Annotated in this window: 37 protein-coding genes; 35 read left to right on the forward strand and 2 right to left on the reverse strand. The window is 53.3% G+C overall.

All coding sequences use genetic code 11. From position 1 onward, the window contains the following. Positions 1-31 precede the first annotated feature (31 nt). The 35 genes from HV157_RS07625 to HV157_RS26425 all read left to right on the forward strand — a co-directional run bounded on the left by HV157_RS07625 (position 32) and on the right by HV157_RS26425 (position 25,001). On the forward strand, positions 32-508 hold the full coding sequence (locus tag HV157_RS07625; RefSeq protein ID WP_072001475.1) for a regulatory protein GemA: 477 nt from the start codon (positions 32-34) through the stop codon (positions 506-508). Next, positions 453-887, forward strand: coding sequence for a Mor transcription activator family protein (locus HV157_RS07630; protein ID WP_023311913.1), 435 nt, complete (start codon positions 453-455; stop codon positions 885-887). The genes HV157_RS07625 and HV157_RS07630 overlap by 56 nt, the downstream gene beginning before the upstream one ends. Continuing rightward, positions 887-1,393, forward strand: coding sequence for a hypothetical protein (locus HV157_RS07635; protein WP_045261524.1), 507 nt, complete (start codon positions 887-889; stop codon positions 1,391-1,393). The genes HV157_RS07630 and HV157_RS07635 overlap by 1 nt, the downstream gene beginning before the upstream one ends. Positions 1,394-1,471: 78 nt before the next feature. After that, complete coding sequence (locus tag HV157_RS07640) at positions 1,472-2,116, forward strand: glycoside hydrolase family 19 protein (protein ID WP_023311911.1); 645 nt, start codon at positions 1,472-1,474, stop codon at positions 2,114-2,116. Continuing rightward, positions 2,113-2,376, forward strand: coding sequence for a DUF2644 domain-containing protein (locus HV157_RS07645; protein ID WP_023311729.1), 264 nt, complete (start codon positions 2,113-2,115; stop codon positions 2,374-2,376). The genes HV157_RS07640 and HV157_RS07645 overlap by 4 nt, the downstream gene beginning before the upstream one ends. Then, entirely contained in the window at positions 2,342-2,974 is a 633-nt protein-coding gene (locus HV157_RS07650) for a hypothetical protein (RefSeq protein ID WP_023311730.1), read from the forward strand. Before HV157_RS07645 ends, HV157_RS07650 begins: the two co-directional genes overlap by 35 nt. 8 nt (positions 2,975-2,982) lie before the next feature. Continuing rightward, positions 2,983-3,225: a hypothetical protein gene (locus HV157_RS07655; RefSeq protein ID WP_182378449.1), complete on the forward strand. Its 243-nt coding sequence runs from the start codon at positions 2,983-2,985 to the stop codon at positions 3,223-3,225. Continuing rightward, positions 3,222-3,506, forward strand: a complete 285-nt coding sequence (locus HV157_RS07660; RefSeq protein ID WP_021567611.1) for a hypothetical protein — start codon at positions 3,222-3,224, stop codon at positions 3,504-3,506. The genes HV157_RS07655 and HV157_RS07660 overlap by 4 nt, the downstream gene beginning before the upstream one ends. Position 3,507: 1 nt before the next feature. Then, the gene (locus tag HV157_RS07665) at positions 3,508-4,008 is read left to right on the forward strand and encodes a DUF1804 family protein (RefSeq protein ID WP_000941096.1); all 501 of its coding nucleotides are present in this window, start codon (positions 3,508-3,510) and stop codon (positions 4,006-4,008) included. Next, positions 4,001-4,207, forward strand: coding sequence for a hypothetical protein (locus tag HV157_RS07670; RefSeq protein WP_023311731.1), 207 nt, complete (start codon positions 4,001-4,003; stop codon positions 4,205-4,207). The genes HV157_RS07665 and HV157_RS07670 overlap by 8 nt, the downstream gene beginning before the upstream one ends. 24 nt (positions 4,208-4,231) lie before the next feature. Further along, entirely contained in the window at positions 4,232-5,881 is a 1,650-nt protein-coding gene (terL, locus tag HV157_RS07675; RefSeq protein ID WP_023311732.1) for a phage terminase large subunit, read from the forward strand. 2 nt (positions 5,882-5,883) lie between these two features. Next, positions 5,884-7,452: a DUF935 domain-containing protein gene (locus HV157_RS07680; protein ID WP_063924408.1), complete on the forward strand. Its 1,569-nt coding sequence runs from the start codon at positions 5,884-5,886 to the stop codon at positions 7,450-7,452. Further along, entirely contained in the window at positions 7,439-8,698 is a 1,260-nt protein-coding gene (locus tag HV157_RS07685; protein WP_085406139.1) for a phage minor head protein, read from the forward strand. The genes HV157_RS07680 and HV157_RS07685 overlap by 14 nt, the downstream gene beginning before the upstream one ends. After that, on the forward strand, positions 8,695-9,237 hold the full coding sequence (locus HV157_RS07690; protein ID WP_047063499.1) for a phage virion morphogenesis protein: 543 nt from the start codon (positions 8,695-8,697) through the stop codon (positions 9,235-9,237). Before HV157_RS07685 ends, HV157_RS07690 begins: the two co-directional genes overlap by 4 nt. 116 nt (positions 9,238-9,353) lie before the next feature. Beyond that, on the forward strand, positions 9,354-9,563 hold the full coding sequence (locus HV157_RS07695) for a phage holin (protein ID WP_063161512.1): 210 nt from the start codon (positions 9,354-9,356) through the stop codon (positions 9,561-9,563). A gap of 55 nt (positions 9,564-9,618) precedes the next feature. After that, complete coding sequence (locus tag HV157_RS07700) at positions 9,619-10,734, forward strand: phage protease (RefSeq protein WP_096218649.1); 1,116 nt, start codon at positions 9,619-9,621, stop codon at positions 10,732-10,734. Positions 10,735-10,745: 11 nt separating this feature from the next. Further along, positions 10,746-11,138 carry a hypothetical protein gene (locus HV157_RS07705; RefSeq protein ID WP_045261517.1) on the forward strand — a complete coding sequence of 131 codons (393 nt, stop codon included), beginning with the start codon at positions 10,746-10,748 and terminating at the stop codon, positions 11,136-11,138. 13 nt (positions 11,139-11,151) lie between these two features. After that, positions 11,152-12,060 carry a Mu-like prophage major head subunit gpT family protein gene (locus tag HV157_RS07710; protein WP_021567604.1) on the forward strand — a complete coding sequence of 303 codons (909 nt, stop codon included), beginning with the start codon at positions 11,152-11,154 and terminating at the stop codon, positions 12,058-12,060. Beyond that, complete coding sequence (locus HV157_RS07715; RefSeq protein WP_045261516.1) at positions 12,060-12,467, forward strand: HI1506-related protein; 408 nt, start codon at positions 12,060-12,062, stop codon at positions 12,465-12,467. Before HV157_RS07710 ends, HV157_RS07715 begins: the two co-directional genes overlap by 1 nt. 3 nt (positions 12,468-12,470) lie before the next feature. Continuing rightward, positions 12,471-12,899 (forward strand): phage protein Gp36 family protein, encoded by a 429-nt coding sequence (locus HV157_RS07720; protein ID WP_021567602.1) that lies wholly within the window; start codon positions 12,471-12,473, stop codon positions 12,897-12,899. Further along, positions 12,899-13,558: a DUF1834 family protein gene (locus tag HV157_RS07725; RefSeq protein WP_023311741.1), complete on the forward strand. Its 660-nt coding sequence runs from the start codon at positions 12,899-12,901 to the stop codon at positions 13,556-13,558. Before HV157_RS07720 ends, HV157_RS07725 begins: the two co-directional genes overlap by 1 nt. Continuing rightward, positions 13,545-13,766 carry a hypothetical protein gene (locus HV157_RS07730; RefSeq protein ID WP_023311742.1) on the forward strand — a complete coding sequence of 74 codons (222 nt, stop codon included), beginning with the start codon at positions 13,545-13,547 and terminating at the stop codon, positions 13,764-13,766. The genes HV157_RS07725 and HV157_RS07730 overlap by 14 nt, the downstream gene beginning before the upstream one ends. Beyond that, positions 13,753-15,171 (forward strand): phage tail sheath subtilisin-like domain-containing protein, encoded by a 1,419-nt coding sequence (locus HV157_RS07735; protein ID WP_045261513.1) that lies wholly within the window; start codon positions 13,753-13,755, stop codon positions 15,169-15,171. The genes HV157_RS07730 and HV157_RS07735 overlap by 14 nt, the downstream gene beginning before the upstream one ends. 13 nt (positions 15,172-15,184) lie before the next feature. After that, complete coding sequence (locus HV157_RS07740) at positions 15,185-15,559, forward strand: hypothetical protein (RefSeq protein ID WP_023311695.1); 375 nt, start codon at positions 15,185-15,187, stop codon at positions 15,557-15,559. Further along, on the forward strand, positions 15,560-15,952 hold the full coding sequence (locus tag HV157_RS07745) for a hypothetical protein (protein ID WP_045261512.1): 393 nt from the start codon (positions 15,560-15,562) through the stop codon (positions 15,950-15,952). Continuing rightward, positions 15,949-16,083: a hypothetical protein gene (locus tag HV157_RS26390; RefSeq protein WP_262153027.1), complete on the forward strand. Its 135-nt coding sequence runs from the start codon at positions 15,949-15,951 to the stop codon at positions 16,081-16,083. Before HV157_RS07745 ends, HV157_RS26390 begins: the two co-directional genes overlap by 4 nt. A gap of 3 nt (positions 16,084-16,086) precedes the next feature. After that, positions 16,087-18,327: a phage tail tape measure protein gene (locus tag HV157_RS07750; protein WP_045261511.1), complete on the forward strand. Its 2,241-nt coding sequence runs from the start codon at positions 16,087-16,089 to the stop codon at positions 18,325-18,327. Then, positions 18,324-19,655 carry a DNA circularization N-terminal domain-containing protein gene (locus tag HV157_RS07755; protein WP_182268337.1) on the forward strand — a complete coding sequence of 444 codons (1,332 nt, stop codon included), beginning with the start codon at positions 18,324-18,326 and terminating at the stop codon, positions 19,653-19,655. Before HV157_RS07750 ends, HV157_RS07755 begins: the two co-directional genes overlap by 4 nt. Continuing rightward, complete coding sequence (locus HV157_RS07760) at positions 19,639-20,856, forward strand: phage baseplate assembly protein (protein ID WP_060570684.1); 1,218 nt, start codon at positions 19,639-19,641, stop codon at positions 20,854-20,856. The genes HV157_RS07755 and HV157_RS07760 overlap by 17 nt, the downstream gene beginning before the upstream one ends. Beyond that, the gene (locus HV157_RS07765) at positions 20,840-21,445 is read left to right on the forward strand and encodes a phage baseplate assembly protein V (RefSeq protein WP_060570683.1); all 606 of its coding nucleotides are present in this window, start codon (positions 20,840-20,842) and stop codon (positions 21,443-21,445) included. Before HV157_RS07760 ends, HV157_RS07765 begins: the two co-directional genes overlap by 17 nt. An 89-nt stretch (positions 21,446-21,534) precedes the next feature. Further along, complete coding sequence (locus tag HV157_RS07770; RefSeq protein ID WP_060570682.1) at positions 21,535-21,885, forward strand: phage GP46 family protein; 351 nt, start codon at positions 21,535-21,537, stop codon at positions 21,883-21,885. Beyond that, a complete protein-coding gene (locus HV157_RS07775; RefSeq protein ID WP_182268336.1) occupies positions 21,885-22,952 on the forward strand; it encodes a baseplate J/gp47 family protein in 1,068 nt (355 codons plus the stop codon). The genes HV157_RS07770 and HV157_RS07775 overlap by 1 nt, the downstream gene beginning before the upstream one ends. Next, entirely contained in the window at positions 22,949-23,521 is a 573-nt protein-coding gene (locus tag HV157_RS07780) for a putative phage tail protein (protein WP_065944679.1), read from the forward strand. The genes HV157_RS07775 and HV157_RS07780 overlap by 4 nt, the downstream gene beginning before the upstream one ends. Next, positions 23,521-24,591 carry a hypothetical protein gene (locus tag HV157_RS07785; protein ID WP_182378451.1) on the forward strand — a complete coding sequence of 357 codons (1,071 nt, stop codon included), beginning with the start codon at positions 23,521-23,523 and terminating at the stop codon, positions 24,589-24,591. The genes HV157_RS07780 and HV157_RS07785 overlap by 1 nt, the downstream gene beginning before the upstream one ends. Beyond that, positions 24,591-25,001 (forward strand): tail fiber assembly protein, encoded by a 411-nt coding sequence (locus HV157_RS26425; protein ID WP_220471077.1) that lies wholly within the window; start codon positions 24,591-24,593, stop codon positions 24,999-25,001. The genes HV157_RS07785 and HV157_RS26425 overlap by 1 nt, the downstream gene beginning before the upstream one ends. Here the strand turns inward: HV157_RS26425 and HV157_RS07795 are convergent. After that, complete coding sequence (locus tag HV157_RS07795; RefSeq protein ID WP_182268331.1) at positions 24,982-25,446, reverse strand: tail fiber assembly protein; 465 nt, start codon at positions 25,444-25,446, stop codon at positions 24,982-24,984. The two genes, HV157_RS26425 and HV157_RS07795, sit on opposite strands and share 20 nt — an antisense overlap. Further along, on the reverse strand, positions 25,418-25,789 hold the full coding sequence (locus tag HV157_RS07800) for a hypothetical protein (RefSeq protein WP_182378453.1): 372 nt from the start codon (positions 25,787-25,789) through the stop codon (positions 25,418-25,420). The genes HV157_RS07795 and HV157_RS07800 overlap by 29 nt, the downstream gene beginning before the upstream one ends. Positions 25,790-25,813: the final 24 nt, after the last annotated feature.

Below are 25,813 nucleotides of genomic sequence, written 5' to 3' on the forward strand. Positions count from 1 at the left end.
TGCGATAATGGCAACCAACAGGAGAAATATTATGTCCACGCCAGCAAAACGAGGCCTTATCGGGGCTATTAAAGCGGGTCAGGCATATCTTGGGTGGGATGATGTAACCTACCGTAGTGTTCTGTCTCGCTTATGCAACGGTAAAACATCATCCACTAAATGCACTCTCGACGAACTGCAGGCTGTCAGGGAATATATGCATGGTAAGGGCTTTCCTCGCTACTCAGCAAAACATGGTCGACGTCCAAAGGTTGCCAATACGCGCGAGTCAATTCTTGCTAAAATTCATGCATTACTTGCAGATGCAAAACGTCCGTGGAATTATGCCGAGAAAATGTGCGATCATATGTTCCACGTCAAATACATCGAGTGGTTGACGACAGAACAGTTAACCAAACTCATGCAGGCTCTCAGCATTGATGCGAGTCGGCGAAAAAAGCGGGAGCGTAATAATGAATCTGGAACAGGTAACGGAGCTGCTGCCATCAGCAGTGATACAAATAGCTGACCTGATAGGCTTCCCGGCGACCGAGCAGCTTCTTTCTGCTTTTGGTGGCACCACGTTCCCGATAGGTAAAGGCCTCCGCGCTATGGGGGCCAGCCGCGCAGCCCTCCTGCGCGATACTATCGGCGATGAGAAAACCCAATTACTCATCAAGAATTTTGGCGGCGAAGTTCTCTATTTACCCCGCTGTGATCGTGCCCTTCGTGAATTACGTAACCGTCGCTTTCTAGCCGAGTTCGCCGAAGTGCGTGGACAAGGTTCATCCTCTCTTATGGCCATGACCTTTCTTTGCCCTAAGTATGGTTTTAGTGATCGCTTTGCGTGGGAACTTCTTGCACAGCAGAAAAACAAAGATTGTAACAGTCAAGGAAAATTATTCTAATGGGCAATGCAATGAGATATGTGGCATTTTTCTTGGTGGTATTTAGTACTACTGCAGTAGCAAAAACAGTACCCAATACAAAAGCAGTTGAGACTTATAAAAATCAACTTGAGGAAACTAAGAGAATATTTAATGAAACGCAGAGCACTTTAATGGGTGCAACTGCTGTTTTTGATATGTACAAGAGTCTGGGATATCTTACACCTGAAGTTGTTGCAGTGAGTCGTCATTTCCTCCTCCTTGATGAGGATGCGAAAAAATTGTATGGGGAGAATCTTCTTTTAAACCCTACACCTTTTAGCTCTTGCGCTACGTTACCAGCAGCAGCTTACTCATATTGGATATCAAGGCTATCTTCATTAAAAACTGATAATGTTAAGGCTGTGAATGCGCAGGGTGAATCATACATAAAACAGGGTAAGGAATGTAAATTTGCAATTAACAACCCACCTCCTGCGCATATTGAAGAAAGTGACGATGTAGAGATAATTGATGTTAGTCAATAAGCCACTGAACCCCTTCACCTGATTATTCACCTAACCCGATGAAATACTGACGCCATCCCTTTTTAACCGGATGGCGTTATGCTTTTAACACTCCCACAATTTCAGCGAGCAGCGGGCCTTTCGCCAGTGATGGCGCAACGCTGGTTTGAACCATTCAGTAAAGCCACCGCTGAATTCCAGATTAATACACCAGCCCGGCTTGCCGCCTTTATTGCTCAAACCGGCCACGAGAGCGCGGGCTTCAGTCGGCTCAGTGAAAATCTCTATTATTCAGATGCTGAGCGCGTGGCGCGTATTTTCCGCAGCGACTTCGATCTCAATAAGAATCGTATTATTGAGCCCAGCGAGATTGAATTTGCCCGCCGCTATACCCGTAACCCTGAAAAAATGGCGAATTATGTTTACGCAAATCAGGGTGGTAACGGTAATGAAGCATCAGGCGATGGCTGGCGCTTTCGCGGGCGTGGCCTGATTCAGATTACCCTGCGCAATAATTACCTGCTTTGTGGTAAGGCGCTGGGTCTCGATCTCATCGCTAATCCCGATTTGTTACTGGAGTATCTCAACGCAGCCCGCAGCGCGGCCTGGTACTGGAAGGCTAATGGCTGCAATGAGCTGGCGGACAAAGGCGATTTTCTGGCTGTCACCCGCCGTATCAACCCTCCGGCTGAAGGTCAGGCCGACCGCGTGGCGCGGCTGAATGTCGCCAAGGCGGCGCTATGACGATCTCTCTGCGCGATCTGGTGACGAACCCGGCCACCGGTCGTCTCTCAACGTCAGACACCATCGTTTTTCTGGCCTTTCTGGTCAGTTCCTTCGTGCTGGTCTGGCTCACCGTTACCCGTCCAGAAACACCTGGTGAGCTGTATCTCACCTATCTGGGCGCATGGGTGGCACAGAGCCAGGCATCAAAACACATGTCCATCAAACGAGCCAGAGAGGTGCGCGATGTGGGAAGCAGCCCTGAAAATCCTGAAGGTTAGCTGGAAACCGCTGCTCGTCGTCGTGGTGCTGACAGGCTGCGGGATATGGTTCGGCACCTTCATCACAGGCAACAAGCTGGACGCTCAGGCGCTGGCCTTCAGCCAGGAGAAGCAACGCCTGACTGATGGTTTCAGTGAAAAAGAACGGCAGTGGGATCAGGAGCGTCTCAGCGCTGCGAATCAGTATGCAGCTGACCTGAAGGCTGCTCTTGATAAGCAGAACGCCTGGCAGCAGAAAGCGGATGCGCTGACGCGCGAGCTGGCTGAAAAGCAAAAGAAACATGATGAGACTGTTCGCGATCTTAAAAAGAGGCTTGACGATGCACTTGATAAAGATGGTCCTGGTTATACCGGCATTGGTCCTGGCGGCCTGCAGCTCTTCCGCGAAGCCTTCGGCTACCCCGGAGCCGAAGGTCTCCCCGCTGGTCAGTATCTGCCAGCCACCGCCAGCGGCACTTCTGGTCATTCCGGCCAGGCCACAGGCTCCGGTGGCGGACTCTCCCCCAGGGGTATAGTGGCGTTTTCAGCGGAATACGGCGCATGGTGCCAGCTCATTGAGAGCAGGCTGCAGGCAATAAACGAGTATTACAGGAAGTGAAAAACATTATGACTCTTGATATAGCCTTTCAGATTGCGCTGGCGCTGGCAGCGACCTTCGGCACCATCTGGATACGTCGTCTGCAAAAAGACATCACCGACCTGGAAAAGGCGGTTGATCGCATCCGGGATGAATACCAGCGCCGTGAGGATGCAAAAAGTAACTACACCGCAATGATGGATGCGATGAGGGAGCTGCGAGCGGCTATCGAGCGCATTGATAACAAACTGGACAGGAAACAGGATAAATGAAAGCCAGACACAAGCGCCGAACCCGCCGCGCGACAATCAGCCAGAGCGAACAGGAAACACTGAGCCGGATTTCCGCTCAGCTCGATCGCCTGCAGGCTCCCGTCAGCCCGGACATTCTGGGCGGGATTAATGACAAGCTGAGCCGGATTGATGTTCGTCTCACTACCATCAGCGACGATGCCGCTCGCCGTGGTGCCTCTGCGGGTGCGATTACAGGTGGCATCGCGGGCGGCGTCATCACGGTAGCGATTCTGCTCATTCGCGCAAAACTGGAGCTGTGATATGGCGCATCCGCAGGAAACACGGGAAAAACTGCGACGATCTTATATCTTCGGCCAGATGTCGCTCGAAATCGCCTCCGCTCAGGCTGGCGTGGCATTTGCGACAGCTCGCCGCTGGAAAAAGGAAGCACAGGACGCAGGCGATGACTGGGATAAGTTACGCGCCGCTCACCTTATGGCCGGTAATGGACTTGAAGAGATTGGCCGCGCCATTCTCACCGGGTTAATGACCCAGTATCAGACCACGCTGGAACTGCTTACAACCGAGTCTCAGCTCCCTCCGGGGGAACGCGTCGAGCTTCTGGCAAGCCTTGCTGATGCATTTAACAAAGCTGTCGCAGCAAACAAGAAAATACTGCCGGAGGTAAGCCAGCTGGCGGTGGCGCTGGATGTTATCCAGAAGCTCAGCGCATTTGTCGCCGAGCACTATCCAAAGCATCTGGCCGCATTCGTGGAAATCCTTGAACCCTTCGGCAAGGAGATGGAGCAACACTATGGCTGACCAGTTAATCCGGGTTAACAGTGAAAACTATGTGATGGCCAGTGACGTGCTGGGCGTCCGGTTCGCGGGCGGCAGAAACGTAACCGTCGCGACGTCGACAGGCTGCTACAGCCTCGATGTTGAACGAGATAAAACCGGCATCGAGTCGATGAACCGCTTCATCAGCGAGGTTAATAAAGCCCTCCGCAATCACCATTAACAGGCTGTTAAGGGCAAATTAATCATGGCCAGAACTAAGTTATCCAGCAAAGATTTTCTTGCCGAACTGGCGGAACTCTCCGCCAGTCTGCGTCGCACCATTGAAGCCGAAGATGTGGGCTTTGACCCCTCCGCTGCAGCAATTGCTGAGCGTCGCGGCCTCGTTGCTGACCCTGTAACGGGGTTTGAATACTTTGTGCAGCATTATTTTCCGCACTATGTCCGCCATTCCGCCCGCAGTGAGCTGCATAACTATCTTTATAAGCGCCTGCCTGAAATCATCCAGGCCACGGGGAGCCAGAACGATGCGATCGCAGCTCCGCGTGGTGAAGCCAAATCCACCATCGTGAGTCAGCTTTTTGTCATCTGGTGCATTGTGCTGGCGCTCAAGCATTACCCGGTCATCATTATGGATTCCATCGACCAGGCCTATCCGATGCTGGAGGCGATAAAGGCGGAGCTGCAGTTTAACCCCCGCCTGTTGATGGACTTCCCTGAAGCGACGGGCGGTGGCCGCGTCTGGCAGGCCGGGACAATCCTCACCCGAAACGACATTAAGGTACAGGTCGCCGGTAGTGGCAAAAAGCTGCGTGGTCTGCGCCATGGCCCGTATCGTCCTGACCTGGCTGTGCTCGATGATATCGAGAACGATGAGCTGGTGCGTAACCCTGAGCAACGCGACAAGCTCGATAACTGGCTCAAAAAAACCGTACTGCCGCTCGGCGGCGCGGGGGCCAAATTCGATGTGGTGTATATCGGGACAATCCTGCACTACGATTCCGTGCTTTCCCGCACCCTTAAAAATCCGCTATGGACGCGGGCCCGGTTCAAAGCGCTTATCAGCTGGCCGCACAATATGTCGCTGTGGGATAAGTGGGAAGAAATCCTGCGCAACAACGACGAAGATGGTCAGATGCTGGCACAGGCGTACTACCGTGAGCATCAGGCTGAGATGGATGAAGGAGCCGTGGTGTCATGGGCTGCGCGTCCGCTTTATGCCCTGATGCTCATCCGTGCCCGTGATGGCCACAGTACCTTTGATGCGGAATATCAGAACGATCCCGTCAGCGGCGAAGATGCGCCATTTACCGGCTGTATTAATTTCTGGGTCAACCGCCTTAACGAGTGGCGTTTCTATGGCGCATGTGATCCGAGCCTGGGTAAACACGGCAACAGCCGGGACCCTTCTGCGTTGCTGGTTGGCGGTTTCAACCGCTTCACCGGCATTCTGGATGTTGTTGAAGCGCGTATCCGAAAGCGTGTGCCGGACAAAATTATCTCTGACGTTATCGAGCTGCAGCGGGAATATAACTGCCTCGTCTGGGCGGTCGAGTCCGTCCAGTTCCAGGAGTTCCTGCGCACCGAACTGGTGAAGCGCTCCGCTGCGATGGGTATCCCCGTTCCTGCCAGAGCCGTCACGCCTTCGGTTGATAAGCTCCTGCGCATTGAGTCACTGCAGCCACATATGGCCAACGGCCTGATACGCCTGCACCCTTCGCAGACTACTCTCATCGACCAGCTCCGGCACTTCCCCAAAGCTGACCATGATGACGGGCCTGATGCCCTGCATATGCTCTGGATGCTGGCCGTTTCCGGCGCTGGTAATTTCGAATTTAAAGCTGTTCCCCGCCGTGGACATAGCGGGGACAGGTTCGGTCCTTCAGGAGGATTTTGATAATGGTTCAGATTCTTGACCAGTATGGTCGCCCGCTTAATAAAGAGGTGCTTAAAGCCCCCCAGACCTCCCGCACGTTCGAGCTGCAGCGTGACTGGCCAACTCACCCCTCACGGGGAATGACCATTGCTCGGCTTCCTAGACTGCTGGAAGCGGCTGAACGCGGCGACCTGGCGGCTCAGGCTGACCTTTTCGAAGATATGGTTGAGCGGGACGGGCATATCTTTTCTGAAATGGCCAAGCGCAAGAATGCGCTGCTCACTCTGGACTGGAGCATCGAGCCACCGCCGAACGCGACGGCGGAAGAAAAGCAGATCGCCGCGATGGTGGCCAGCTGGTTCGCTGACCTTCAGGAGATGGAAGATATTACCCTGAATGCGGCTGAAGCTATCGGGCATGGCTTTTCCGCTCAGGAGATTGAAAAGTGGGAACTTGACGGCAATCTTTGGCTTCCCGTCAAAATCAAACTGCGTCCGCATCGCTGGTTCTGTACCACGCCGGAAGCCGGGGATGAGGTGCGTCTTAACACCGGCACGCTGGGTGGAGAAGAACTCTGGCCGTTTGGCTGGCTGGTGCATACGCACAACGCCAAGTCAGGCTATATCGCGCAGTCCGGCTTATACCGCGTACTGGTCTGGCCTTATCTGTTTAAAAACTACAGCGTGCGCGATCTCGCTGAGTTCCTGGAAATCTACGGGCTGCCACCGCGTATCGGGTCGTATATGTCCGGGGCCAGCCAGGATGAACAGGATAAACTTATGGAGGCGCTGGTCAGCATCGGTCATAACGCCTCGGGGATCATCCCTGATAACACCAAAATCGAATTTAAGGATGCCGCCGAGGGGCAGTCCGATCCTTTCATGGCGATGATTAACTGGTGCGAACGTACCGAATCAAAGGTCATTCTCGGCGGCACGCTGACGTCACAGGCGGACGGCAAGTCCTCAACAAATGCCCTTGGTAATGTGCATAACGAAGTCCGGCACGATCTGTTGACCGCTGATGCCCGCCAGCTGGAAGGGTTTTATCGTGGCTTCATTCGTATGTTACTGGCCATTAATGGTTATAACGTCAGCCCGCGCCGTCAGCCGCGCCTGGTATTTGATACCCGTGAGCTGGAGAGCATTGAAACCTTTGCCAATGGTGTTTCCGCGCTGGTACGCGCCGGGATGGACACTATCCCGACGTCATGGATACACAAAAAGGTCGGGATTCCGGTGCCAAAAGAGAACGAAGCTGTGCTGACGCCGCCTGCTGTTTCCTCTCCGGTAGGGCTGAGCACCACGCCGGTATTCCGCCATTTCGCGGCACTGAGCACCACGGGCGAGGTTGTTGACCCTGCTCAGGATGCGCTGGACAGCGCCACGTCGCCTGGGGAGAGCATCGCGGTGGCCATGGATAAGCTGATTGCGCCGCTGGTTTCGGCTCTGAGAGAGGGGCAAAGCCCTGATGAGGCACTGGATATCATTGCTGCGAGTTACCCTCAGCTGGATGATACGCAGCTGCAACAGCTGATAAAACAGGCACTGTTTGTCAGCGAAGTCTGGGGGCGACTCAATGCCGAAAGCTGATGTTGATCTGGGGTACGCCATCGGGTTAAAGCCCGAAGAAGCGATTGCCTACTTCGAATCGAAGGGCTACGCCACCGGCTTTAACTGGCACGATATTGAAGCCCGCGCCCATGCCACCAGTTTCACCGTGGCGGGCGTCCTTAAACAGGATGTGCTTGAGGATATTCATAAATCGTTGCGCGAGCATATTGTTAACGGCGGCACGCTTCGTGACTTCGAACGGCAGATTACCCCAACGTTGATCCGTAAGGGCTGGCTCGCCGACCGTACCAGGCTGGTCGCCGATGACGATGGCGTTCTGGAGGGTAAGCAACTCACGCCACGCCGTCTGCGCACCATCTTTGAAACCAATATGCAGGCGGCCTATGGTGCCGGTCGCTATGCGGAGCAGATGGCCAACGCGGAATTTCGCCCCATATGGGAACGCGTGGCCGTCATGGATATGCACACCCGGCCACTCCACGCCAGACTCAATGGCTTCACTGCCCGCTATGACGATCCAGTGTGGCAGTTTATGTACCCGCCTGACGGTTACCACTGCCGCTGCCGCATTCGTGCCCGAACTCAGGCAGATGCAGACCGCATGGGGATTGAGGTCAAATCATGGGAGCAGGACATTGTCACGGTACAGCAGGCATGGGGACCAAAAGAAACCCGTGACGTTAAGGCGTTACGCTTCAACGGCGAGCTTTATACGCCTGATGCCGGATTCGGGCACAATCCGGGTCAGGGCTGGCTCTCTTCTCTCGGACAGCGCCTGATGGATAAATCTGCAACTACCACGCCCCGGATTGCCTCTCAGGCTATCCATGAAACCCTGTCTGAACCAGCTGTGCTGGATGCCGTCAGCGATGATGTGCGTCGCTGGGTCGACACCGTCAGCGTGCGGCAGAAGACCCGTGGCGACCTGAGGCGCGTTGGCGGTATCCAGCCTGAGCTGCTGAATCGCCTCGAAGAGCGTGGTGTTAACGGTGCGATCACATTAAGTATTCACGAAGAGGATGTCCGGCTAGCTCCGGGCCCGATGTGGTCAGAGCTTCCCGTTCTGCTCCGTCAGCCTGCTGGTGTCTGGCTTGATGATGACGCTCTGGTGTGGCTCCTGTCCGGGCAGAACGGCACCCGCGCCGTGCGTGGTGTGCAGTCTGACGATGGCTGGCGTCTGTCGCTTGTAAACGCCGGTGCCACAGTCACCCCTGGCGATGTGTTATCTGAACGCGCGGCGCAGCTGCTGGAGCTGAAATCATGAGCTACGCCATCAGGTATGACATTGGTGACTTTGAGCGCTCACTCGGTGAACTCATTAAAAAGCTGGAAAACCGCGCCCCCCTGATGCGTGAGATGGCCGCTGCTATGGGAGATGCGGTTGAAGAAAACTTCGCGCAACAGGGGCGGCCCGCGTGGATGGGCTGGAGCCCGGCATATGCCCGTCAGCGCCGGGGAGGTAAAATTCTCCAGAAGAGCGGTCGACTGGCGGCAAGTATCACGCAGTACAGCACGAATGATGAGGCGACGGTCGGGACCAATGTGAAATATGCCCGCATTCATCAGGAAGGTGGGGAAATCAGCATTCCGGCCCGCAGCCAGAAAGCCTACTACCGCCAGAACAAGGATGGTTCAGTGGGTAACCGGTTCGTTAAAAAATCCCGTTCCAACTTTGAGCAGTGGAACACAATCGGGGCGTATAAAATTAAGATGCCCGCGCGTCCTTTCCTGCATCTCACCGAAGATGACGTGGAGAAGATGGAGAGTACGGCTGAGCAATATCTGAAACGTATTTTAGACTGAGGGCAAATTCGTCCTGTAAGGCGCTGTGACGCGTTCAGTCTGATTGTGCTAGAGTGATTCGGCCAGAAGGTATTCAGACGTTTTTAAAAGCGGTTTAAAAAGGTCTGGGCTCATAAATGCATTACGGGAGCGAGCAACTGGACACATTCAAAGCTTTCCTTGATTATTTCACCCCGCAGCAGTGGGTTTTCATTGGCATCTTTGGGGGCCTGGTTATAAAGGTTGCTGAGTGGCTCACTGACCGATACTTTGCCCGCCGGCATCAGAAGCGTCAGTCTGCTAAACCCGATAAGCCGACAACCAAAGAAAACGATCCTCAGCAATAATCCACTGAACCTCTTCATCTGAACCTCCCCGCAGTGGTGCCGTATCGTCGGCACCATGAAAAAGACACTCATCGCTTCACTCACCCAGGAAATTAACACCGCCACTCCCGGTGTCATCCAGCTCTTCCCGGCTGGTGAATTCCGCGCCCGAGATGGCCGTCCGACCGAATGTGCCGCCTGGCTGATGACGCGTGAAATCGCCGAGCGGTTGATTGCCGCAGCCGATGAACGCGAGACGCCGTATGTCCTGGACTATGAACATCAGACTTTACGTTCAGCCAAAAATGGTCTGCCAGCTCCCGCTGCGGCCTTTTTCAAAAAGCTGGAGTGGCGCGAAGGTGAAGGCCTCTTTGCTGTCGATGTTGAGTGGACCACTGCCGCTGCAGACATGGTGGCAGCAAAAGCATATCGCTTTATTTCCCCCGTATTTTCTTACGACAAAACCGGTCAGGTGCTGGAGTTGCTCAACGCCGCGCTGACCAATACACCAGCGGTCGACGGGATGGAGGAAGTGTTACTTGCTGCCGCCTCCCTGATGGCCGCGCATTTAACCACAGAGGGTCAGACCGAAATGGATGAAGAATTTCTCAACGAGTTACTGAGCAACCTGCGCTGGATGCTCAATCTGCCAACCGCTTCAACGAAAGAAGAGATCATGGCTGAGCTGCAAAAAATCATCACCATGATTTCCGGTGGCCAGGGGACTGCAGCGGCGTCGGTCAGTCTGCTGGATATCCTGAACCAGAACGCGCAGAACATCGCCGACTTGACGGCGAAACTCGACACGCCTGACCCGGCTAAGTGGGTTTCGGTGGAGGTCATGCATTCAGCCGTTCAGCAGGCGACAGAGCGTGCCGGTGCGGGAAATACCGCCGCACTCGCCACGCAGCAGGCTGAAGCGCTGATTACGGTTGCCCTCGGCGACGGTCGTCTGCTTCCGGCACAGCAGGAATGGGCTGCATCACTGGCGAAATCCGATCCGGCCAGTCTTACCGCCTTTATCGAAAAAACGCCAAAGATTGCCGCACTGACTACCAGTCAGACTCAGGGGCAACCGCCTGCAGGCCTTCCGTCACGCCCGTCACAGGGTGCTGAAGATGATGCGATTGACCCGGCCATCTGCTCAATGATGGGCAATGACCCGGAAAGCGTCGCGAAATACCTCAAATAAAGGAGAGCGAAATGGATCGTCATACCCCTTATCGCGACGGCCAGCTGTTTGCCGTCCCGGTTGCGGCAGCCACAGAACTCTTTGGCGGCCACATTATTGCGGCCAACGCAGCGGGCTTTGCTGTACCAGGCAGCGCCACTGCAGCCAATACCACCCTCGGAATCTGTGATGGCTGGGTTGATAACACTGCCGGTGCAGCCGGTGATGCGAGCGTGCTGGTTCGTCGCGGTAAAGCCTGGTTCCTTGCCAACAGCACTGCTGACCCGGTCACGCTGGCGCAGACTGGCAAGGATTGCTACGTGGTGGACAGCCAGACCGTGGCCAAAACCAGTGATACCAACGCCCGCCCGGTCGCCGGAAAGGTGCTGGGTCTTGAGAATGATGGCGTCTGGGTTCTGATTTAATAAGGAGAGAACCGTGTTAATTAACGTAAAAAATGTACGTCAGATTTTCATTAATCTGAAAGCGACCTTCCAGAACGCCTTTGATCAGGCTCCGTCCGACTGGCAGAAGATTGCCATGGTGGTGCCGTCGACCGGGAAAGAAAACGACTACAGCTGGCTAAGCCGTTTCCCGAAAATGCGTGAGTGGATTGGCGACAAGGTGGTGAAAGCGCTCGCCGCGTTCAACTACACCATCCGCAACAAAGACTGGGAAGCGACGGTAGAAGTTGAGCGTAACGATATCGAAGACGATCAAATCATGGGCTATGCCCTGCAGGCGAAAGGTGCGGGCCAGTCCGCTGCAGAACTGCCTGCCGATATCGTCTTCGCTCTCCTGAGCAAAGGTTTCACCAATCTTTGCTACGACGGTCAGCCCTTCTTTGATACCGACCACCTTTCGGGGGGCAAGTCGGTCTCTAACAAAGGCACGAAAAAGCTTGCCGTTACCTCGCTTGCCGCCGCAAAAGCAAGTTACGGGGCTGCACGAACGGCCATGCGCAGCCTGAAGGATGATGAAGGCGCGTCCCTGAAAATTCGCCCGACCATCCTGGTTGTGCCTCCGGCTCTTGAAGACGATGCCAACTATCTGATGACGGCTGACCGCTTCCCTGACAATACGCCAAACCCATACAAGGGGACGGCTGAAGTTCTGGTTGTCCCAGAGCTGACGTCAGATACCGCCTGGTTCCTTCTGGACACGTCAAAACCCGTGAAGCCCCTGATTTATCAGGAGCGTAAAAAACCGGTCTTTGTCGAGCAGACCGACTACAACGCTGACAACGTCTTTATGCGCAAGAAGTTCATCTTCGGTGCTGAAGCCCGTGCAAATGGTGGCTACGGCTTCTGGCAGATGGCGTATGGCTCCACCGGGGAGGACGCATAATGCCGATTCAAATCACTGCCCGCCGCGATGGCTTTCGCCGTCTCGGCATCGCCCACAGCGCGAATACTGTCACCTGGCCGGATGACCATTTCAGCGACAGCGAACTCCAGATTCTGGAAAACGATCCCAATCTGATTGTGGTTCGTTTGCAGGATGTGCCTGAAAACGCTGGCGACGGCGATGCTGTTTCCGCCCTGACCACCGAGCGTGACGGCCTCAAGGCACGCGTCAGCGAGCTGGAGGCGACGGTTCTGCAGCTCAACCAGGATGGCGACGCGCTTAAGCAGCAGCTTGCCAGTGCAAACGGCACCATCACGGAGCTGGAGACGGTACGTGATGCACTGAGTCAGAAGCTGGATGCGCTGCAGGCCGGTTCGGAAAACCCGGACAAAAAGGCCAAGGGGTAAGCCATGTACGCGAACCGGGAGGACATGGTCAGGGCGTTTGGTGAGCGCGAATGCGTGTCGCTCACCGACCGCAACTACACCGGGCAGATTGACGATGATGTGCTGAACGGCGCACTCGTTCAGGCCAGCGCTGAAATCGACGGATATCTCTGCGGTCGCTATCCGGTGCCCTGGGCTGATGAGCCCCGTGTTCTCGTTGGTCGCTGCTGCAACATCGCCCGCTATCTTCTGTGCGGCTCTGAGACCCAGATGACAGCAGAAATCCGCGAGCGGTATGAAGACACCGTTCGCTACCTGGAAAAAGTTGCATCCGGGCGAATCAATCTGGGCCGCACGACGACAGGTGAAGTGGTGAAAAGCGGAACCGGTGCGCGGATGGTGTCAGGTGGTCGCGTCTTCGGGCGTGACCAGACTGGCGGAGGAAGTTTCTGATGGTGATTACGGATATTGAAAAAGCCATCGTGGAGCGCCTTCGCAAAGGTATGGGGCGTATGGCGAAGAATGTGCGCTCCTACGGTGGCGAGCTGGATGGCGAGCCTGCAGAGGTACTGCGCCAGCTGCCTGCCGTCTGGGTGACGTTCGGCGGGGTGCAAAAAACCGAGCCATACAGCACAGCACGGCAACGGTTTGTCACTCACGGTCGCTTTGTCGTGGTGGTAGGCGAGCGCAGCCTGCGCAGTGAAGAAGCGGCCCGTATGGGTGGGCCGCACGTACAGGAGGTCGGTACGTACATTCTTGTTGCTGCCGTTCGTCGTCTGCTGTCCGGTCAGGATATGGCGGATACGGGTATCAAAATCGACCCGCTCAGCCCAGGTCGCGTGCGCACGCTCTTCAACACCCAGATAGAGTCTCAGGCATTTTCCGTATTTGCCTGCGAGTTCGACACGAAATGGATTGAGTCAGCGCTGGAGAACGGGCGTTACCCGCTGACGGATGCGCCGGAAGGCCATGTTGATCATATGTTCCAGATTTATGGTGGTGCCACCACCGACGATGACCCGGCATGGCTGAAAACCCGACTCAGTTACGATCTTAAGCAGCCTGATAAAGACAATGCAGCAGAGGACATTATCAGTCATGAGCAAAATTAAAGTAAAAGCCGCCAGTGGGTTGAGCGTGCCGCGCGAAGATAATGCGCGCCGCTACATTACCGATGCGGAACCCCTTGAGGTGGAGAACACCGCTTATTACCAGCGTCAGGTAATGGCCGGTGATCTGATTATTGTCACCAGTAGTGACAAGAACGCCAAAAGCAAAAATAACGTTGCCAGCACGGAGGTGAACGGTGAGCAGTCCTAATATCAGTTTTGACACTATCGGTACGAACCGCAAACCGGGACAGTATTTTGAGTTCAACACCCGTCTGGCCGTTCGTACCCTGCCGGGTAATACCCAGAAGGTGCTGATGATTGCGCCAATGCTGGCCTCCGGTTCGTCTGCGCCGCTTGTCATTCAGAATGTTTTCTCTGATGAAGAGGCCGCGACGTACTTTGGCCGTGGCTCAATGGCGCATCTGATGGCCACAGCGGCTATCGGTGCCTATCCCTACCTGCAGCTGCAGATGGTCGGCATCAGCGATGCGGCCACTGCAACAGCAGCTTCGGGCAAGGTTACCGTGACCGGCACCGCGTCATCCAGCGGGAAGCTGAGCGTAACCATTAATGGTACCCGTATTGATGTCGGCATTTCGGCTGCAGATACGGCGGAGACCATTGCGGCAGCGTTGACGGAACTGATTACCCAGAAAGACGGGTTGCCAGTCACAGCGACGGCAAACGCGGGGGAAGTGACCCTGACCTGCCGCCATAAAGGGGCGGTTGGTAACGACATTATTGTCTCTTCCGGCGTGACGGCAGCGGGTATCACAGCGGCGGCGACCACTCTTACAGGCGGTAATGTTGATCCGGATATTACGCCAGCGCTGGCAGCGGCGTTCTCTGCAGGTCATAACATTATTGTTTGCCCCTTCTCCACCCAGGAAGCGATGACGGCGCTGCGTAACCATCTGACAAACGTCAGCAATGCGATGGAGCAGCGCGGCGCAATCGGTGTGGGTGGGTGGCGCAAGTCGCTTTCCACAGGCATTGCACTGGCCGCCTCACTGAATGACGGGCGTATCACGCTGGGCTGGCATAGCGGTTCGGTAAAAACCCCGGCGCAGATTGCCGCTGCCTATGCCGCTGTTATCGCCAGTGAAGAAGACCCGGCCCGCCCGCTGAACACCCTTGCGATGAGCACGCTGGATGTGACTGCAGTGGAAAGTCAGCCAGGGCGAACCGAGCAGGAGAACGCCCTGCGTAATGGTCTTACGCCGTTTGAGATTGGCCCCGGTGACAAAGTGCAGATCGTTCGCGCTATCAGCACCTACACCAAAAACGCCCAGGGCGTGGATGATGTGGCGCTGCTGGATATCACCACCATCCGAACGCTGGACTACGTGCGCAAGGCCTGCCGTGAACGCATCGCTCTGCGATTCCCGCGCGATAAGCTCAGCTCAAGGACGCCGCCGAAGGTGCGCAGCGAACTGCTTGATGTGCTTTACAAGCTGGAGGAGCTGGAGATTGTCGAGGAGGTGGATGCCAACAAAGACGGTCTTATTGTTGAGCGCGATCTGCAGGATGTTAACCAGCTGAACGGTCGCATTCCTGCGGATGTTGTGAATGGCCTGCACGTCTTTGCCGGTCGAATTGATTTGCTGCTCTGAGGAGTAAACCAGAATGGCTCTTGAAGAATATGTTGGCGCGATCGTCATGGAAGTCGACGGCCAGGAAATTGAAGTGACCGACCTCAAGGAAGATGTGACCACCGGGCGAAAGCTTGTGAAGACGATGAACAAAACGGGCCGGGCCAAAGGTTTCTCCCGTGGCATCGAAGAGATCCAGCTGACCGTTACGGTGGTCATCCCGGAATCCGGCGACCTGAACTGGGGCGGTATTGAAGGTGCGAAAATCACCCAGTATCCACTCAACAGCAGCGGTAAACGTGTTTCTTACCTGGACTGCTTCAGCACTCAGGCCGGGGCTCAGTATACCGTCGACAACGAAGCGAAGCGCGATATCACCATGAATGCGCTTCGTCGGGTGGAGGAATAAATGGAAAAGCAGCAGCTTTTATATGGCGTTAAATACGGTGATAAAGTCCATTTTGACTTTGCCGTCAGGCTGCCTGTTGTCAGGGACACTATTGAAGCCCTGCGTCTCACGGATGAGGCTTGCGGAACAACCGAAGGGGCTTCGGCGGGGATGTATTATCGTGTAGCGCTGATGGCACAGGCAATTGAAGAACTTGGTTCACTGAATAAGGAAGACATAACACCAGAGTTACTCCTTGATGAGTTGAATGATGATGACTTTGACATCATTGATGCTCAGATTAACGCTGTTAAAAAAAAGCGGATGGATTTGAACAAAAACTCACCGGCTACCGAACCCTCGTCCTCGCACTCGGACGATACGGGATCAGTGAGCAGCAAATCGGAAGCATGACACGAACGGAACTCGACGGCTACACCGAAGCACTTGCCCGGTTACACGGAAAGAAAACCGGGCAAACTACCACCCGCACAACCCGTACGGCCAAATCGCAACGCCTGAAGAAAGTCGGCAAACGGAGATAACCCATGGCGCGTAACTTACAACTGGCGCTGCAGTTGCTGGCACGTGATACCGGCTCCAAAGTGCTTAAGCAGGCACTGCAGGGTATCAGTCGTGATACCAAAGCGGCGCAAAAAACCGATGATGAGCTGGCGAAATCCCGCCAGCAGAACGCAGCCACAGCGATTCGCTCCTCCCGTTCTCTTCAGGACGAATACCGTCGCGCCAGTTCGGCGCGATCTACCCTTGGTATTCGTTCAGAGCGAGAGATTCAGCGCGAAATACAGCAGACTATGGCCGCCTATAACCGCTTATCTCGTACCGGTGCACTGTCCGCTAATGAGCAGACAAGAGCCTTCTCTGCCATGAAAGATAAAGTGCGCAATTTGCGCAGTGAATTGAACGGTGTTGGTGAAGGTATGAGCCGAATGCAAAAACTAGGTACTGCGGGCTCAACTATCTCAGCTGTAGCCGGTGGGGTCATGGCAGCAGGCGCTACACTGGTCCGTCCGGTCTCGAATCAAATGAGTTACCAGCAGAGACTGGCAATGATGGCTAACACAGCCTATGCAGATCAGGGCCTGGAGGGCCGGCGCACTGGTATGAATGAAATGGATTCCCTTATTCGTCATTCAGTTAAAACTGGTGGCGGGACTAAAGAATCAGCAGCAGAGACTCTGGATGCAATGCTTGCATCAGGCTCTGTAAGCATGCAATCGGCGAAATCAATATTGCCTTTGATTCAAAAATACTCAACTGCAACGGGAGCAGCTCCCGCTGACCTTGCAAATATCGCAATTAAATTAAAACAGTCATTTGGAATTCAGGATACAGAGCTTGATAAAGCACTCAATATGTCGATCAGTGCCGGACAAAACGGTTCATTTGAGTTGAAGGATATGGCAAAGTGGCTTCCATCACAACTTGCAAGCGCCGGTAATGCTGGTATGAAAGGTCTGGACGACTTTGCAGTGTTATTGGGTTGGAATCAGGCATCAGCCATTACCGCTGGCTCTCCTGACCAGGCAGGTAACAATCTTAATAATCTTCTCTTGAAATTAAATAGCCAGGATGCCGCTAATGCCGCCGCAAGAGTAAAATTACCGAGTGGTCGAGGAATCGATCTTTCAGGTAGTCTCGCCAAAGGTGTTGGTAAAGGAGTTAATCCTCTCGAAACATTTAACCAAATTGTAGATAAGGTTGTTGCATCTAATCCTGCTTATAAAAGGCTAGAAGAAAAACTTAAAATAGCGCCTGAAAACGAAAAAAGAGAAATTATTAACTCTCAAGCAAAAATACTGGAAGGGTCAGGTATTGGAAAAATAATTGCAGACCAACAGGCTTTACTTGCACTCCTGGGATACAGAGGTAACAAATCCTATACGCAGGGTGTTATTTCAGAAGCTAATTCTCAACGTAACTTATCAGATGGAAAAACGGCTGGCGATCTTAGTTTTTTGTTAATGTCGGAACAACCTGGATTCAAACTGGGACAACTTGATAACGAGAGAGACTTTCAGGAGATGGATTCAGTCAAGCCGTTATCAGATTCCCTGGGATATCTTTCAGATAAATTACTGAAGTATGCAGAGGAATATCCTGGTTTAACCAGGGCTGTTTCTGATGCAGCTATTGGAATTAAAGCAATGGCTGCGGCTGCGGCGGTATTTGGTGCGATAAAATGGATGTCAGGACGGGGAGGGGCTGGGGGCAAGCCAGCAGGCTCAAATCCCCTTGAAATTCTCGCGGAAGGTGCTTCTGGCAACAATGCCGTACCTGTTTATGTAACTAATGCTCAGGAAATCGGCGGCGATAAAGAAGGCTTCCTTGACAAATTTTTGGGGGGAAGTAGTGATTTGCCAGGCCAGTTAGGAAAATGGGCTTCATATGCAAATGTGGCAAATATTATTTATGAGTCTGCCCAGGATAAATTCGATTCTGCTGACGAGGAAGCTAAATCAAAAGGGATCACTACTGGCGAGCTTTTTAGACAAAAGTTTCAGGAAAAAGAGAATAACAAGAAACCTCTTTTCGATGTTGATCTCTTTTCAATGGTCAAATCCTGGTGGAGTTCACCTGCCACTATAGGGCAAAACACACCTGCAGCAACAGGCGTGCCGTCTTATCTGTTGCCTCAGCAGCAACAAAAATCACAACCCATTAACCTCACCACAAAGCTGATACTGGACGGTCGTGAAATAGCATCAGCTGTTAATGAATACAACGGCGAACAATCCGTTCGCGGCTCAACAGGAGGCCCGCAGTGAGCTGGGAAGATTCATTACAGGATGCCTCATTCAGGGGCGTCCGCTTCGATGTGGTTAATACCCGTGACAGCGCCAGCCGCGACATTGCGACCTATGAGTATCCCTATGTGGACGGCGGCGATGTTGATGACCTTGGCCGCAAGCCTCGTAACCTGCGAATGACGGTCCTTTTCTGGGGTGACGATTACGAAGTGCGACTGCAGGCGTTTCTGGCCGCGCTGGATACACGCGGTAGCGCGGAGTTAATCCACCCGGTTTTCGGCTCCATGACGGGCATGCAGTGCATTGAGTATCAGGCATCGCATGAAGCGGAGAACGTTGATTACTGCGTTGTCGAAGTGGTCTTTATCCAGGGTGGACTTAATCTGCCTTTCTTTGGCAGCGACTTCCCGCTGTCGAAGGCCGATATCATTTTCAACCAGGCGCAATCTGCTCTGGAGAAAGCCCAGACGGCCATCGACAATATTCTCTCGCCTCTGCGTACAGCGAAAAAGTGGATGAAGAAAGCGAAATTGCTGGCAACCACGACGCTGAATATGGTTACCGTACTTAAGGGGGAACTGACGGGATTTGTCAGTACCACCTCGGATTTTGTTAATTACCCGAAAGCGTTCATGAATGACCTGCAGAGTGCGCTGAGCCTGACGTCGTTTCAGTCCAAATCAAGTGTCAGTAATAATCCAGGAAGCTATTCACAGTCTTCAGACGTTTCCGGTACAGCGGGCATCGTGATGGCCGACTGGAAGAATGGCCGTAACAATCTGCAGGAGGTGGCCGCATTACCTCAGCAAATCGTGACCGGGCAAAAGACTGTTGCCGTCACCGTTCCGGCGGGATCATCAACGTCTGATATCACTGAGCTGGTAACGGCGGTAAAAATCCAGGTTGCAATCCAGCTGGCGCTTGATGCTTCCGACATACTCAGTGACAGCAGCATCAGCGATATTCTGTCGCCTGTCGATATTGAGCAGATCACCAACGACACCAGGACGGCCATTCAGACGGCAATCGACCAGACGCGGGACACCTTTGCTGCCGATACGCAAAACGTGAGCGCCGGTGAAACACCGGGTGGCGTGACATGGCAACCCGTGGTTGAAAGCCTCAAGGATATTGCCCTGACTGTTCAGGAGTTGGGCGCAGCCGTTATTACCAGCAGACCGCCACTGACGACGCGAGTGATATTGTCCGACACCAACCTGCATTTGCTGGCCCACTTGTGGTACGAGGACTACACCCGCGCCGCCGAGCTGCTGCGCCTTAATCCGACATTACGTAATCCTAACAACATCAAAGCCGGTGACATTCTGAATGCCTACTCAAGATAAAGATTCGCAGAATACGGTGAGCCTGGTTATTGATGGCAAAATCCACAGTGCATGGAGCCGCTATCAGATTGACTCCGATTTTCTGATCCCCTCCGATGCCTGGAGCGTAACGCTTGGGCTGCCTGACGGTATTTTTCCGGCGGCCATTAAACGAGGTGTGCCGGTACTGGTCAGGGTGGGTAATGATGTGGTGATGTCCGGTCGGGTGGATGTGGTTCAGCGCCGCGTATCCCGTCAGCAGGTCTCTTTATCGCTTTCCGGTCGCGATGGCGCTGCCGTGCTTGTTGACTGCGCTTCACCAGTTTTCACCTCCCGTCAGCTCAGTCTTGAAGAAGTGATCGCCCAGGTAGTCAGGCCGCTGGGGGTGACAAACATCCGCATTGAGGCTGAGACTTCCCTGCGTAATGACAAGGTCAGCGTTGAACCCGGAGAACGTGCGTGGGATACGCTTGAGCGTGCAGCTGCTGCACGCGGGTTATGGCCATGGTTTGAGCCAGATGGCACGCTGGTTATTGGTGGGCCGGACTACACAAAAGACTCGGTGGCCACGCTGATTCTTAATCGTGACGGTCGGGGAAACAACGTCCTCGATCTCAGTGACCGGTCATCCATTACCGGGGCGTTCTCTGAACTGACAATGCTGGCACAGGGACACGGTCAGGGGAAAAAATCCGGGAAGCTCGATGTTATTGACGTTGATGGCCAGAGCGCTGACGCAGAAGACGACGATGATGCCGATGATATTTATGACAGCACCGGCTCTGCAGAGAATGGCTTTCATGGCTTACGCAGCACCGTTCGGGACAGTACCGTACCATTTTACCGTCCGCAAATTATGGTTGCCGGTGATGCTGATAACCAGGCACAGGTTGATTATCGCGCAAGAAAGGCCATGGCCGATGCCCGCCTGAACGGGTTTGATCTGACAGCTATTGTTAAAGGCCATCGCATGGAGAACGGTAAGTTATGGCAACCGGGCCAGCGTATCCGTGTCCGAAGCGAGTCACATGGCATTGATGACATTTACTTCCTCATGGGAAGAGAGTTTTCAGGTGGACGGCCAGACAACACCATTACCACCCTGCGTCTCAAAGAGGATGGAATATGGATACCGGATGCTTATCCGAAAAAACGGAAATCACGTAAACGCCGCGCCAAGGTAAATAAAGAGCTGGAGATTATCGATGTGGAGCAAAATTGATTCGCGTATTAACACGGCGTTAAACCGTATAAGACAGGCCTTCAGGGGCGTTTTAATAAGGGTTAACAGCGGCGGTGATATTCAGACCATTCAGGGTAAAGGTCTGGCTACGGAGTCCCTGCAGGATGTGGAGATGTTCCAGCAATACGGTTTTACATCCAACCCGCCCAGGGGCACTAAAGCCATTATGCTCCCGCTGAACGGGCGCACCAGTCATAGCGTGGTTATTGCCACGGAACACGCTTCATACAGGCTAAAGAGCCTGAAAAGTGGTGAGCTTGCCATTTATTCGGATGAAGGCAGCAACATTATCCTGAAGCGCGGGAAAATTATTGAAGTGAACTGTGATGAATATATTGTTAATACTAAAAAACATATCGTGAATACCGAAGAGCATATTGTTAATACAAAAACGTATAAAACCACAGCCTCAGAGCGGGCAGATTTTGATACACCACTGCTGAAAGGCAGTAATGAAGTCGCTGACGGGAAATCTACGCTGAACACCATGCGTGAGACTTATGACGGTCACGACCACAACCACGGCGGCGATGCAGGCACAACGCAGAAACCTAATCAGCAAATGTAATTTGTGGTAACGTAAGTTCTCCTTCAAAAGCAATACCCACTGAACCCCTTCACCGATAATTTAAATTTCCATGCCGATAGTATTACGGCATGGAAATGTTGATTGACCCAACGACCGGCGATTATACCGGCGACAGCTCAGACACTTTAGCGAATGCCGTCTATTTAAGGCTGATGACGCCCCTTGGCTCATGGTGGGCTGAGCCAGCACTGGGCTCTCTTTTACATACACTGCGCCGCGAAAAGGATGTGTCCCGCGTTCAGAAACTCGCGGTGCAGTATTCGCAGCAGGCCCTGCAGCCGATTATTGATGACGGTCGCGCCCGGTCTATTTCCATTACTGCAGAGCACTGGCAAAAAGGCTGGATGCTGCTTCATATAATCGTCACGTCCGCGAGCGGAACGCCGCAGACCTGGAAATTTCCGGTTAAGGTCAGCTGATGCCATTCATTACCAAAAATGCCGCGCAAATTCGCACCGACATTCTGCGGGATATCAAAAATCTCCTGCAGTTGTCAGATGACAAGCTGGGGCCAGACAGCGACTGGTATGTCCGGGCGTCAAGTGTGGCCAGCGTTGCCGAAGGGCTTTATCAGCATCAGGGATGGATAGTCCGTCAGATATTCCCGGATACAGCTGATTCTGAATTTCTCTATCTGCATGCCCGCTTACGTGGTTTAAGTAAAAAAGCAGCAAATAACGCCTCCGGGCCCGCTACATTTACCGGCGAACCGGGAGCCTTAGCTGCCGCCGGTCTTGTGTTCAAACGCGACAGTGTTTCATGGACAACAACCGAAGAAATTACTATCGGGCCGGATGGAAAAGCATCCGTAAATGCCATGTCATCACTGTCAGGGACTGCGGGTAACACCACCTCAGTCACATCGGCAACGCTGACCACTACACCTGACGGGTTTGACAGCACAGTGACCGTAGGTCTGATGACTGGCGGTACGGATGAGGAAACTGATGCGGAGCTGCTTGCCCGTCTGCTAGAAATCATTCGCCGACCTCCTGCAGGTGGTAATAAATATGATTACAAACGCTGGGCCCTGGAAGTATCCGGCGTATCCGCCGCATATGTTTACCCGTTGCGTCATGGGCTGGGTACTGTTGATGTTGTGATCACGTCTGCAGGTGGGCTGCCTTCTCAGGATGTGATCGACAGGACACAGGCTCACATTGACGATGTCCGGCCTGTTACAGCAAAAAACACGCTGGTTCTCATGCCTGCCATCCGTACATTTGACGTGCTCGTAAAGGTATCACTGGAAGGCATCACCCTCGCCGCAGCCAAACAGGCTATCACCGGAACGCTTGAGGACGATGACTCGCGCCGTGAGCCGGGAGTGGCTTTTATTCGCAGCCAGGCGGGGACATTGATTTCTCTCATTCCTGGTATTACCGACTATGACATCGTTACACCATCCGCAAATATTCAGCCTGTAATCGATTCCACGAAAGTCGAATGGCTTAGATTAGGAAATGTGGAGGTAGAGCTGCTATGAGCTACTTCACGCTGTTAAATCGTCTGCTGCCACTCGTTTCGTACAGTCCGGGCCAGCCTCTGCTTGATGCATCATTGCGATCTGAATCAGGTGTTTTTGAGACTCTCGATGCGTCTGCAGGGCTTGTTGAAGGTGGAGTTACTCCATTTTATGCACGCAGCCTTTTGTCTGACTGGGAACGCGTCCTGGACCTTACTCCTGCTGAAGGTGCGACATACCAGCAACGCCAGCAGCGTGTGCTGGCCAAACTGGCCGAGGTTGGTGGTCTCAGTATTCCGTACTTTATTCAGTTGGCCAGTAACCTTGGCTACATCATCACAATTGATGAACCGCAACCTTTCAGGGCGGGAGTTAACCGCGCCGGTGATCGCCTCTGGGTTGAAGACATTATCTGGGTCTGGCGCGTCAATATTCAGAACTCAGGAACGCAATCCTATCGCTTCCGCTCAGGCAGCTCAGCAGCAGGTGAGCGCCTGACTACCTTTGGTGATCCGGTCATTGAACAAGTCTTCCGCGATCTCAAACCAGCTCATACATTTTGCTACTTCGCATATCAGGAGAATGAATAATGCGGCCCTTAATGCCACCGGTGCAGACGCCGGATAATCTTTTCCATGATGGTAATCCGCTCACTGGTGAGCTGGGAACCATAGTTGATGCTGAACACCTTAATAATGAACAAGCCGCTATCCGCGATACACAAAGTGAGCTGATTGCCATTCTTACAGCAGCGGCAATGGAACCAGCATCGACAGCAGGCCAGCTGTTAGCTGCGTTGAATAAACTTTATGCCCCATTTAACGATACTTTGGGAGCGCTTTCCACTCTGGTCGGGGGGGCCAATAAACTCCCATATTTCACCGCCGCTGATGCTGCCGCTTTAACAGCGTTATCCAGCATTGGTCGGGACATCATCGGTAAAGCAACGGTTGCTGACGTTCTCACATACCTTGGTTTGGGAGATGGCACAGGAAGACTTATAAATGCCCAGACTTTTACAGCTAGCGGGACATATACCCCAACGGCCGGAACTAAATTTGTTATCGCTGAGGTTCTTGGCGGTGGTGGCGGCGGTGGTAGTAATGCGGCTACGCCAAGCGCAGGGGCTGCCGCAGGTGCCGGAGGAGCTTCAGGTGCTTATGCGGTTTGCAAGCATACACCGACAGGGCCGGTGAGTATTGTTATTGGTGCAGGTGGGGCTGGCGGAGTATCTACGGCAGCTGGAGCCGATGGTAGCACAGGAGGAACTTCATCTTACGGCGCGGTTTCAGCTCCCGGTGGTCGTGGAGGCCCCAGAGGCGTAGCGTTTAATACCTTCCCTACGGGTGGAAACGTTGCGACAGGTTCATCTGGTGTTACTGGTTCCGTTATTGTTGGTACACCAGGTACCGGCGGATCATATGGCATTCTTTATTCAGATTCGAATGCTACAGGCGGCGGTGGAGCAAACAGTATTTATGGCGCAGGCGGAATTGCCATAACAATCAACAGCGGTGGATCAGGTACTACACAAGGGTCTGATGCCAGTGGTTATGGTTCTGGTGGCGGTGGTGCTGTTTCTGTGCATACGGCGACAGCAGCCAGTTCACGTGGAGGCAATGGCACGCCGGGGATTGTAATTATCTGGGAGTACGCATAATGAAAGAGTTTGCAGTAATTAAAGATGGTCTGGTGGTTAATATTATATTGTGGGATGGAGAAGATAATGCCTTTGCGAAAGATATTGATGGTGAGCTTATCGCAATTCCAGAAGATACTCAGGTCGGTATTGGCTGGAGTTATGACGGTAAGAAATTTACATACCCTCCTGAGCCCGATAAAACCAAAGAGCAGCTTATTCAGGAAGCAAACCTTGAAAAAGAGGGGCGCATAAATTCAGCTAATGATTACATGAACAGCAGGCAATGGCCCGGTAAGGCAGCGATAGGAAGACTCAAAGGAGATGAGCTGACACAGTATAATCTATGGCTGGATTATCTTGATGCACTGGAGACTGTTGACACCTCCAGCGCACCTAATATCGAGTGGCCTACATCCCCGGTGGTATAGGCCAGTTAAGGTCCGGAGCAGCTGATACGTCAACGGCTCCGATACTGTCAAGGTAATCCAGCCAGGCGTTATATTTCGCCTTATCTGTATCGTTCAGGCGGCCCATGGCCGCTTTTCCTGGCCACTGATTGCTGTTTATAAAGTCATTCGCAGCATCAGTTCGGCTCTGCTTTTCAACCCCCGCTTGCGCCACAATTTCTTCACGGGTCGGAGGGGGAATGTCTTCCCATTCAGGAAATCCATTTTTTCCAGCTACTCTTTTTTGTCCTTGAGGAGGCTCACCTGTAAATTCGCTGTATACCTGTTCTGTTACCTCGACTGCATCCTCTGGCCAACCGATGCCATTGATATAATCATCTTTAAGCTCAAGCGGGAAAAAGCTGTTGTGTTTAGCGCTATAAAAATATGTGTTCACATTAACTCCCAATAGCAAAAAAGTATGCATTGAAACCGCCTGCGCCGGACATATACGCCCCAAATCCTGCGCCGTTTACTGTATTATTCACCACCGCTAAAGTTGGCGAGGGGGTTACACCAGAAAAGTTAATATCTGCAAATGTAAGCTGAATATTGCTAACCACACTGGGGAAATTGATAGGGAAAGGAACTGAAATCTGAGTTTGCCCCACAGGAAAACCTGCTTTTCCCCACTGTAATATTTTCCCACCTGGCAATTTTTGCCACCCACTCGCGTTGGTAAAGCTGGACATGTCAGGTATCTGTCCGGCACCGACTCCTACGTTCTTCGTTGCCGCTGTTCCCAAACCAACATTTTTGAGAATGACCATCTAGCTCACCAGTGGCATGCTTTC

It is taken from the genome of Enterobacter sp. RHBSTW-00318 (assembly GCF_014101375.1).
In the GTDB taxonomy this organism is placed as follows: Bacteria; Pseudomonadota; Gammaproteobacteria; order Enterobacterales; family Enterobacteriaceae; genus Enterobacter; species Enterobacter ludwigii.

Bases quoted from the DNA above. Each gene is read 5' to 3' on its own strand.
- HV157_RS07695 (WP_063161512.1), top strand. From the start codon at position 9,354: ATGCATTACGGGAGCGAGCAACTGGACACATTCAAAGCTTTCCTTGAT.
- HV157_RS07625 (WP_072001475.1), top strand. From the start codon at position 32: ATGTCCACGCCAGCAAAACGAGGCCTTATCGGGGCTATTAAAGCGGGT.
- HV157_RS07765 (WP_060570683.1), top strand. From the start codon at position 20,840: ATGTGGAGCAAAATTGATTCGCGTATTAACACGGCGTTAAACCGTATA.
- HV157_RS07740 (WP_023311695.1), top strand. From the start codon at position 15,185: ATGGCTCTTGAAGAATATGTTGGCGCGATCGTCATGGAAGTCGACGGC.
- HV157_RS07700 (WP_096218649.1), top strand. From the start codon at position 9,619: ATGAAAAAGACACTCATCGCTTCACTCACCCAGGAAATTAACACCGCC.
- HV157_RS07770 (WP_060570682.1), top strand. From the start codon at position 21,535: ATGGAAATGTTGATTGACCCAACGACCGGCGATTATACCGGCGACAGC.
- HV157_RS07640 (WP_023311911.1), top strand. From the start codon at position 1,472: ATGCTTTTAACACTCCCACAATTTCAGCGAGCAGCGGGCCTTTCGCCA.
- HV157_RS07705 (WP_045261517.1), top strand. From the start codon at position 10,746: ATGGATCGTCATACCCCTTATCGCGACGGCCAGCTGTTTGCCGTCCCG.
- HV157_RS07775 (WP_182268336.1), top strand. From the start codon at position 21,885: ATGCCATTCATTACCAAAAATGCCGCGCAAATTCGCACCGACATTCTG.
- HV157_RS07780 (WP_065944679.1), top strand. From the start codon at position 22,949: ATGAGCTACTTCACGCTGTTAAATCGTCTGCTGCCACTCGTTTCGTAC.
- HV157_RS07645 (WP_023311729.1), top strand. From the start codon at position 2,113: ATGACGATCTCTCTGCGCGATCTGGTGACGAACCCGGCCACCGGTCGT.
- HV157_RS07795 (WP_182268331.1), bottom strand. From the start codon at position 25,446: ATGCATACTTTTTTGCTATTGGGAGTTAATGTGAACACATATTTTTAT.
- HV157_RS07680 (WP_063924408.1), top strand. From the start codon at position 5,884: ATGGTTCAGATTCTTGACCAGTATGGTCGCCCGCTTAATAAAGAGGTG.
- HV157_RS07715 (WP_045261516.1), top strand. From the start codon at position 12,060: ATGCCGATTCAAATCACTGCCCGCCGCGATGGCTTTCGCCGTCTCGGC.
- HV157_RS07655 (WP_182378449.1), top strand. From the start codon at position 2,983: ATGACTCTTGATATAGCCTTTCAGATTGCGCTGGCGCTGGCAGCGACC.
- HV157_RS07690 (WP_047063499.1), top strand. From the start codon at position 8,695: ATGAGCTACGCCATCAGGTATGACATTGGTGACTTTGAGCGCTCACTC.
- HV157_RS07730 (WP_023311742.1), top strand. From the start codon at position 13,545: ATGAGCAAAATTAAAGTAAAAGCCGCCAGTGGGTTGAGCGTGCCGCGC.
- HV157_RS07685 (WP_085406139.1), top strand. From the start codon at position 7,439: ATGCCGAAAGCTGATGTTGATCTGGGGTACGCCATCGGGTTAAAGCCC.
- HV157_RS07745 (WP_045261512.1), top strand. From the start codon at position 15,560: ATGGAAAAGCAGCAGCTTTTATATGGCGTTAAATACGGTGATAAAGTC.
- HV157_RS07800 (WP_182378453.1), bottom strand. From the start codon at position 25,789: ATGGTCATTCTCAAAAATGTTGGTTTGGGAACAGCGGCAACGAAGAAC.
- HV157_RS07650 (WP_023311730.1), top strand. From the start codon at position 2,342: ATGTGGGAAGCAGCCCTGAAAATCCTGAAGGTTAGCTGGAAACCGCTG.
- terL (WP_023311732.1), top strand. From the start codon at position 4,232: ATGGCCAGAACTAAGTTATCCAGCAAAGATTTTCTTGCCGAACTGGCG.
- HV157_RS07670 (WP_023311731.1), top strand. From the start codon at position 4,001: ATGGCTGACCAGTTAATCCGGGTTAACAGTGAAAACTATGTGATGGCC.
- HV157_RS07665 (WP_000941096.1), top strand. From the start codon at position 3,508: ATGGCGCATCCGCAGGAAACACGGGAAAAACTGCGACGATCTTATATC.
- HV157_RS07720 (WP_021567602.1), top strand. From the start codon at position 12,471: ATGTACGCGAACCGGGAGGACATGGTCAGGGCGTTTGGTGAGCGCGAA.
- HV157_RS07630 (WP_023311913.1), top strand. From the start codon at position 453: ATGAATCTGGAACAGGTAACGGAGCTGCTGCCATCAGCAGTGATACAA.
- HV157_RS07750 (WP_045261511.1), top strand. From the start codon at position 16,087: ATGGCGCGTAACTTACAACTGGCGCTGCAGTTGCTGGCACGTGATACC.
- HV157_RS07785 (WP_182378451.1), top strand. From the start codon at position 23,521: ATGCGGCCCTTAATGCCACCGGTGCAGACGCCGGATAATCTTTTCCAT.
- HV157_RS07760 (WP_060570684.1), top strand. From the start codon at position 19,639: ATGCCTACTCAAGATAAAGATTCGCAGAATACGGTGAGCCTGGTTATT.
- HV157_RS07725 (WP_023311741.1), top strand. From the start codon at position 12,899: ATGGTGATTACGGATATTGAAAAAGCCATCGTGGAGCGCCTTCGCAAA.
- HV157_RS07635 (WP_045261524.1), top strand. From the start codon at position 887: ATGGGCAATGCAATGAGATATGTGGCATTTTTCTTGGTGGTATTTAGT.
- HV157_RS26390 (WP_262153027.1), top strand. From the start codon at position 15,949: ATGACACGAACGGAACTCGACGGCTACACCGAAGCACTTGCCCGGTTA.
- HV157_RS07660 (WP_021567611.1), top strand. From the start codon at position 3,222: ATGAAAGCCAGACACAAGCGCCGAACCCGCCGCGCGACAATCAGCCAG.
- HV157_RS26425 (WP_220471077.1), top strand. From the start codon at position 24,591: ATGAAAGAGTTTGCAGTAATTAAAGATGGTCTGGTGGTTAATATTATA.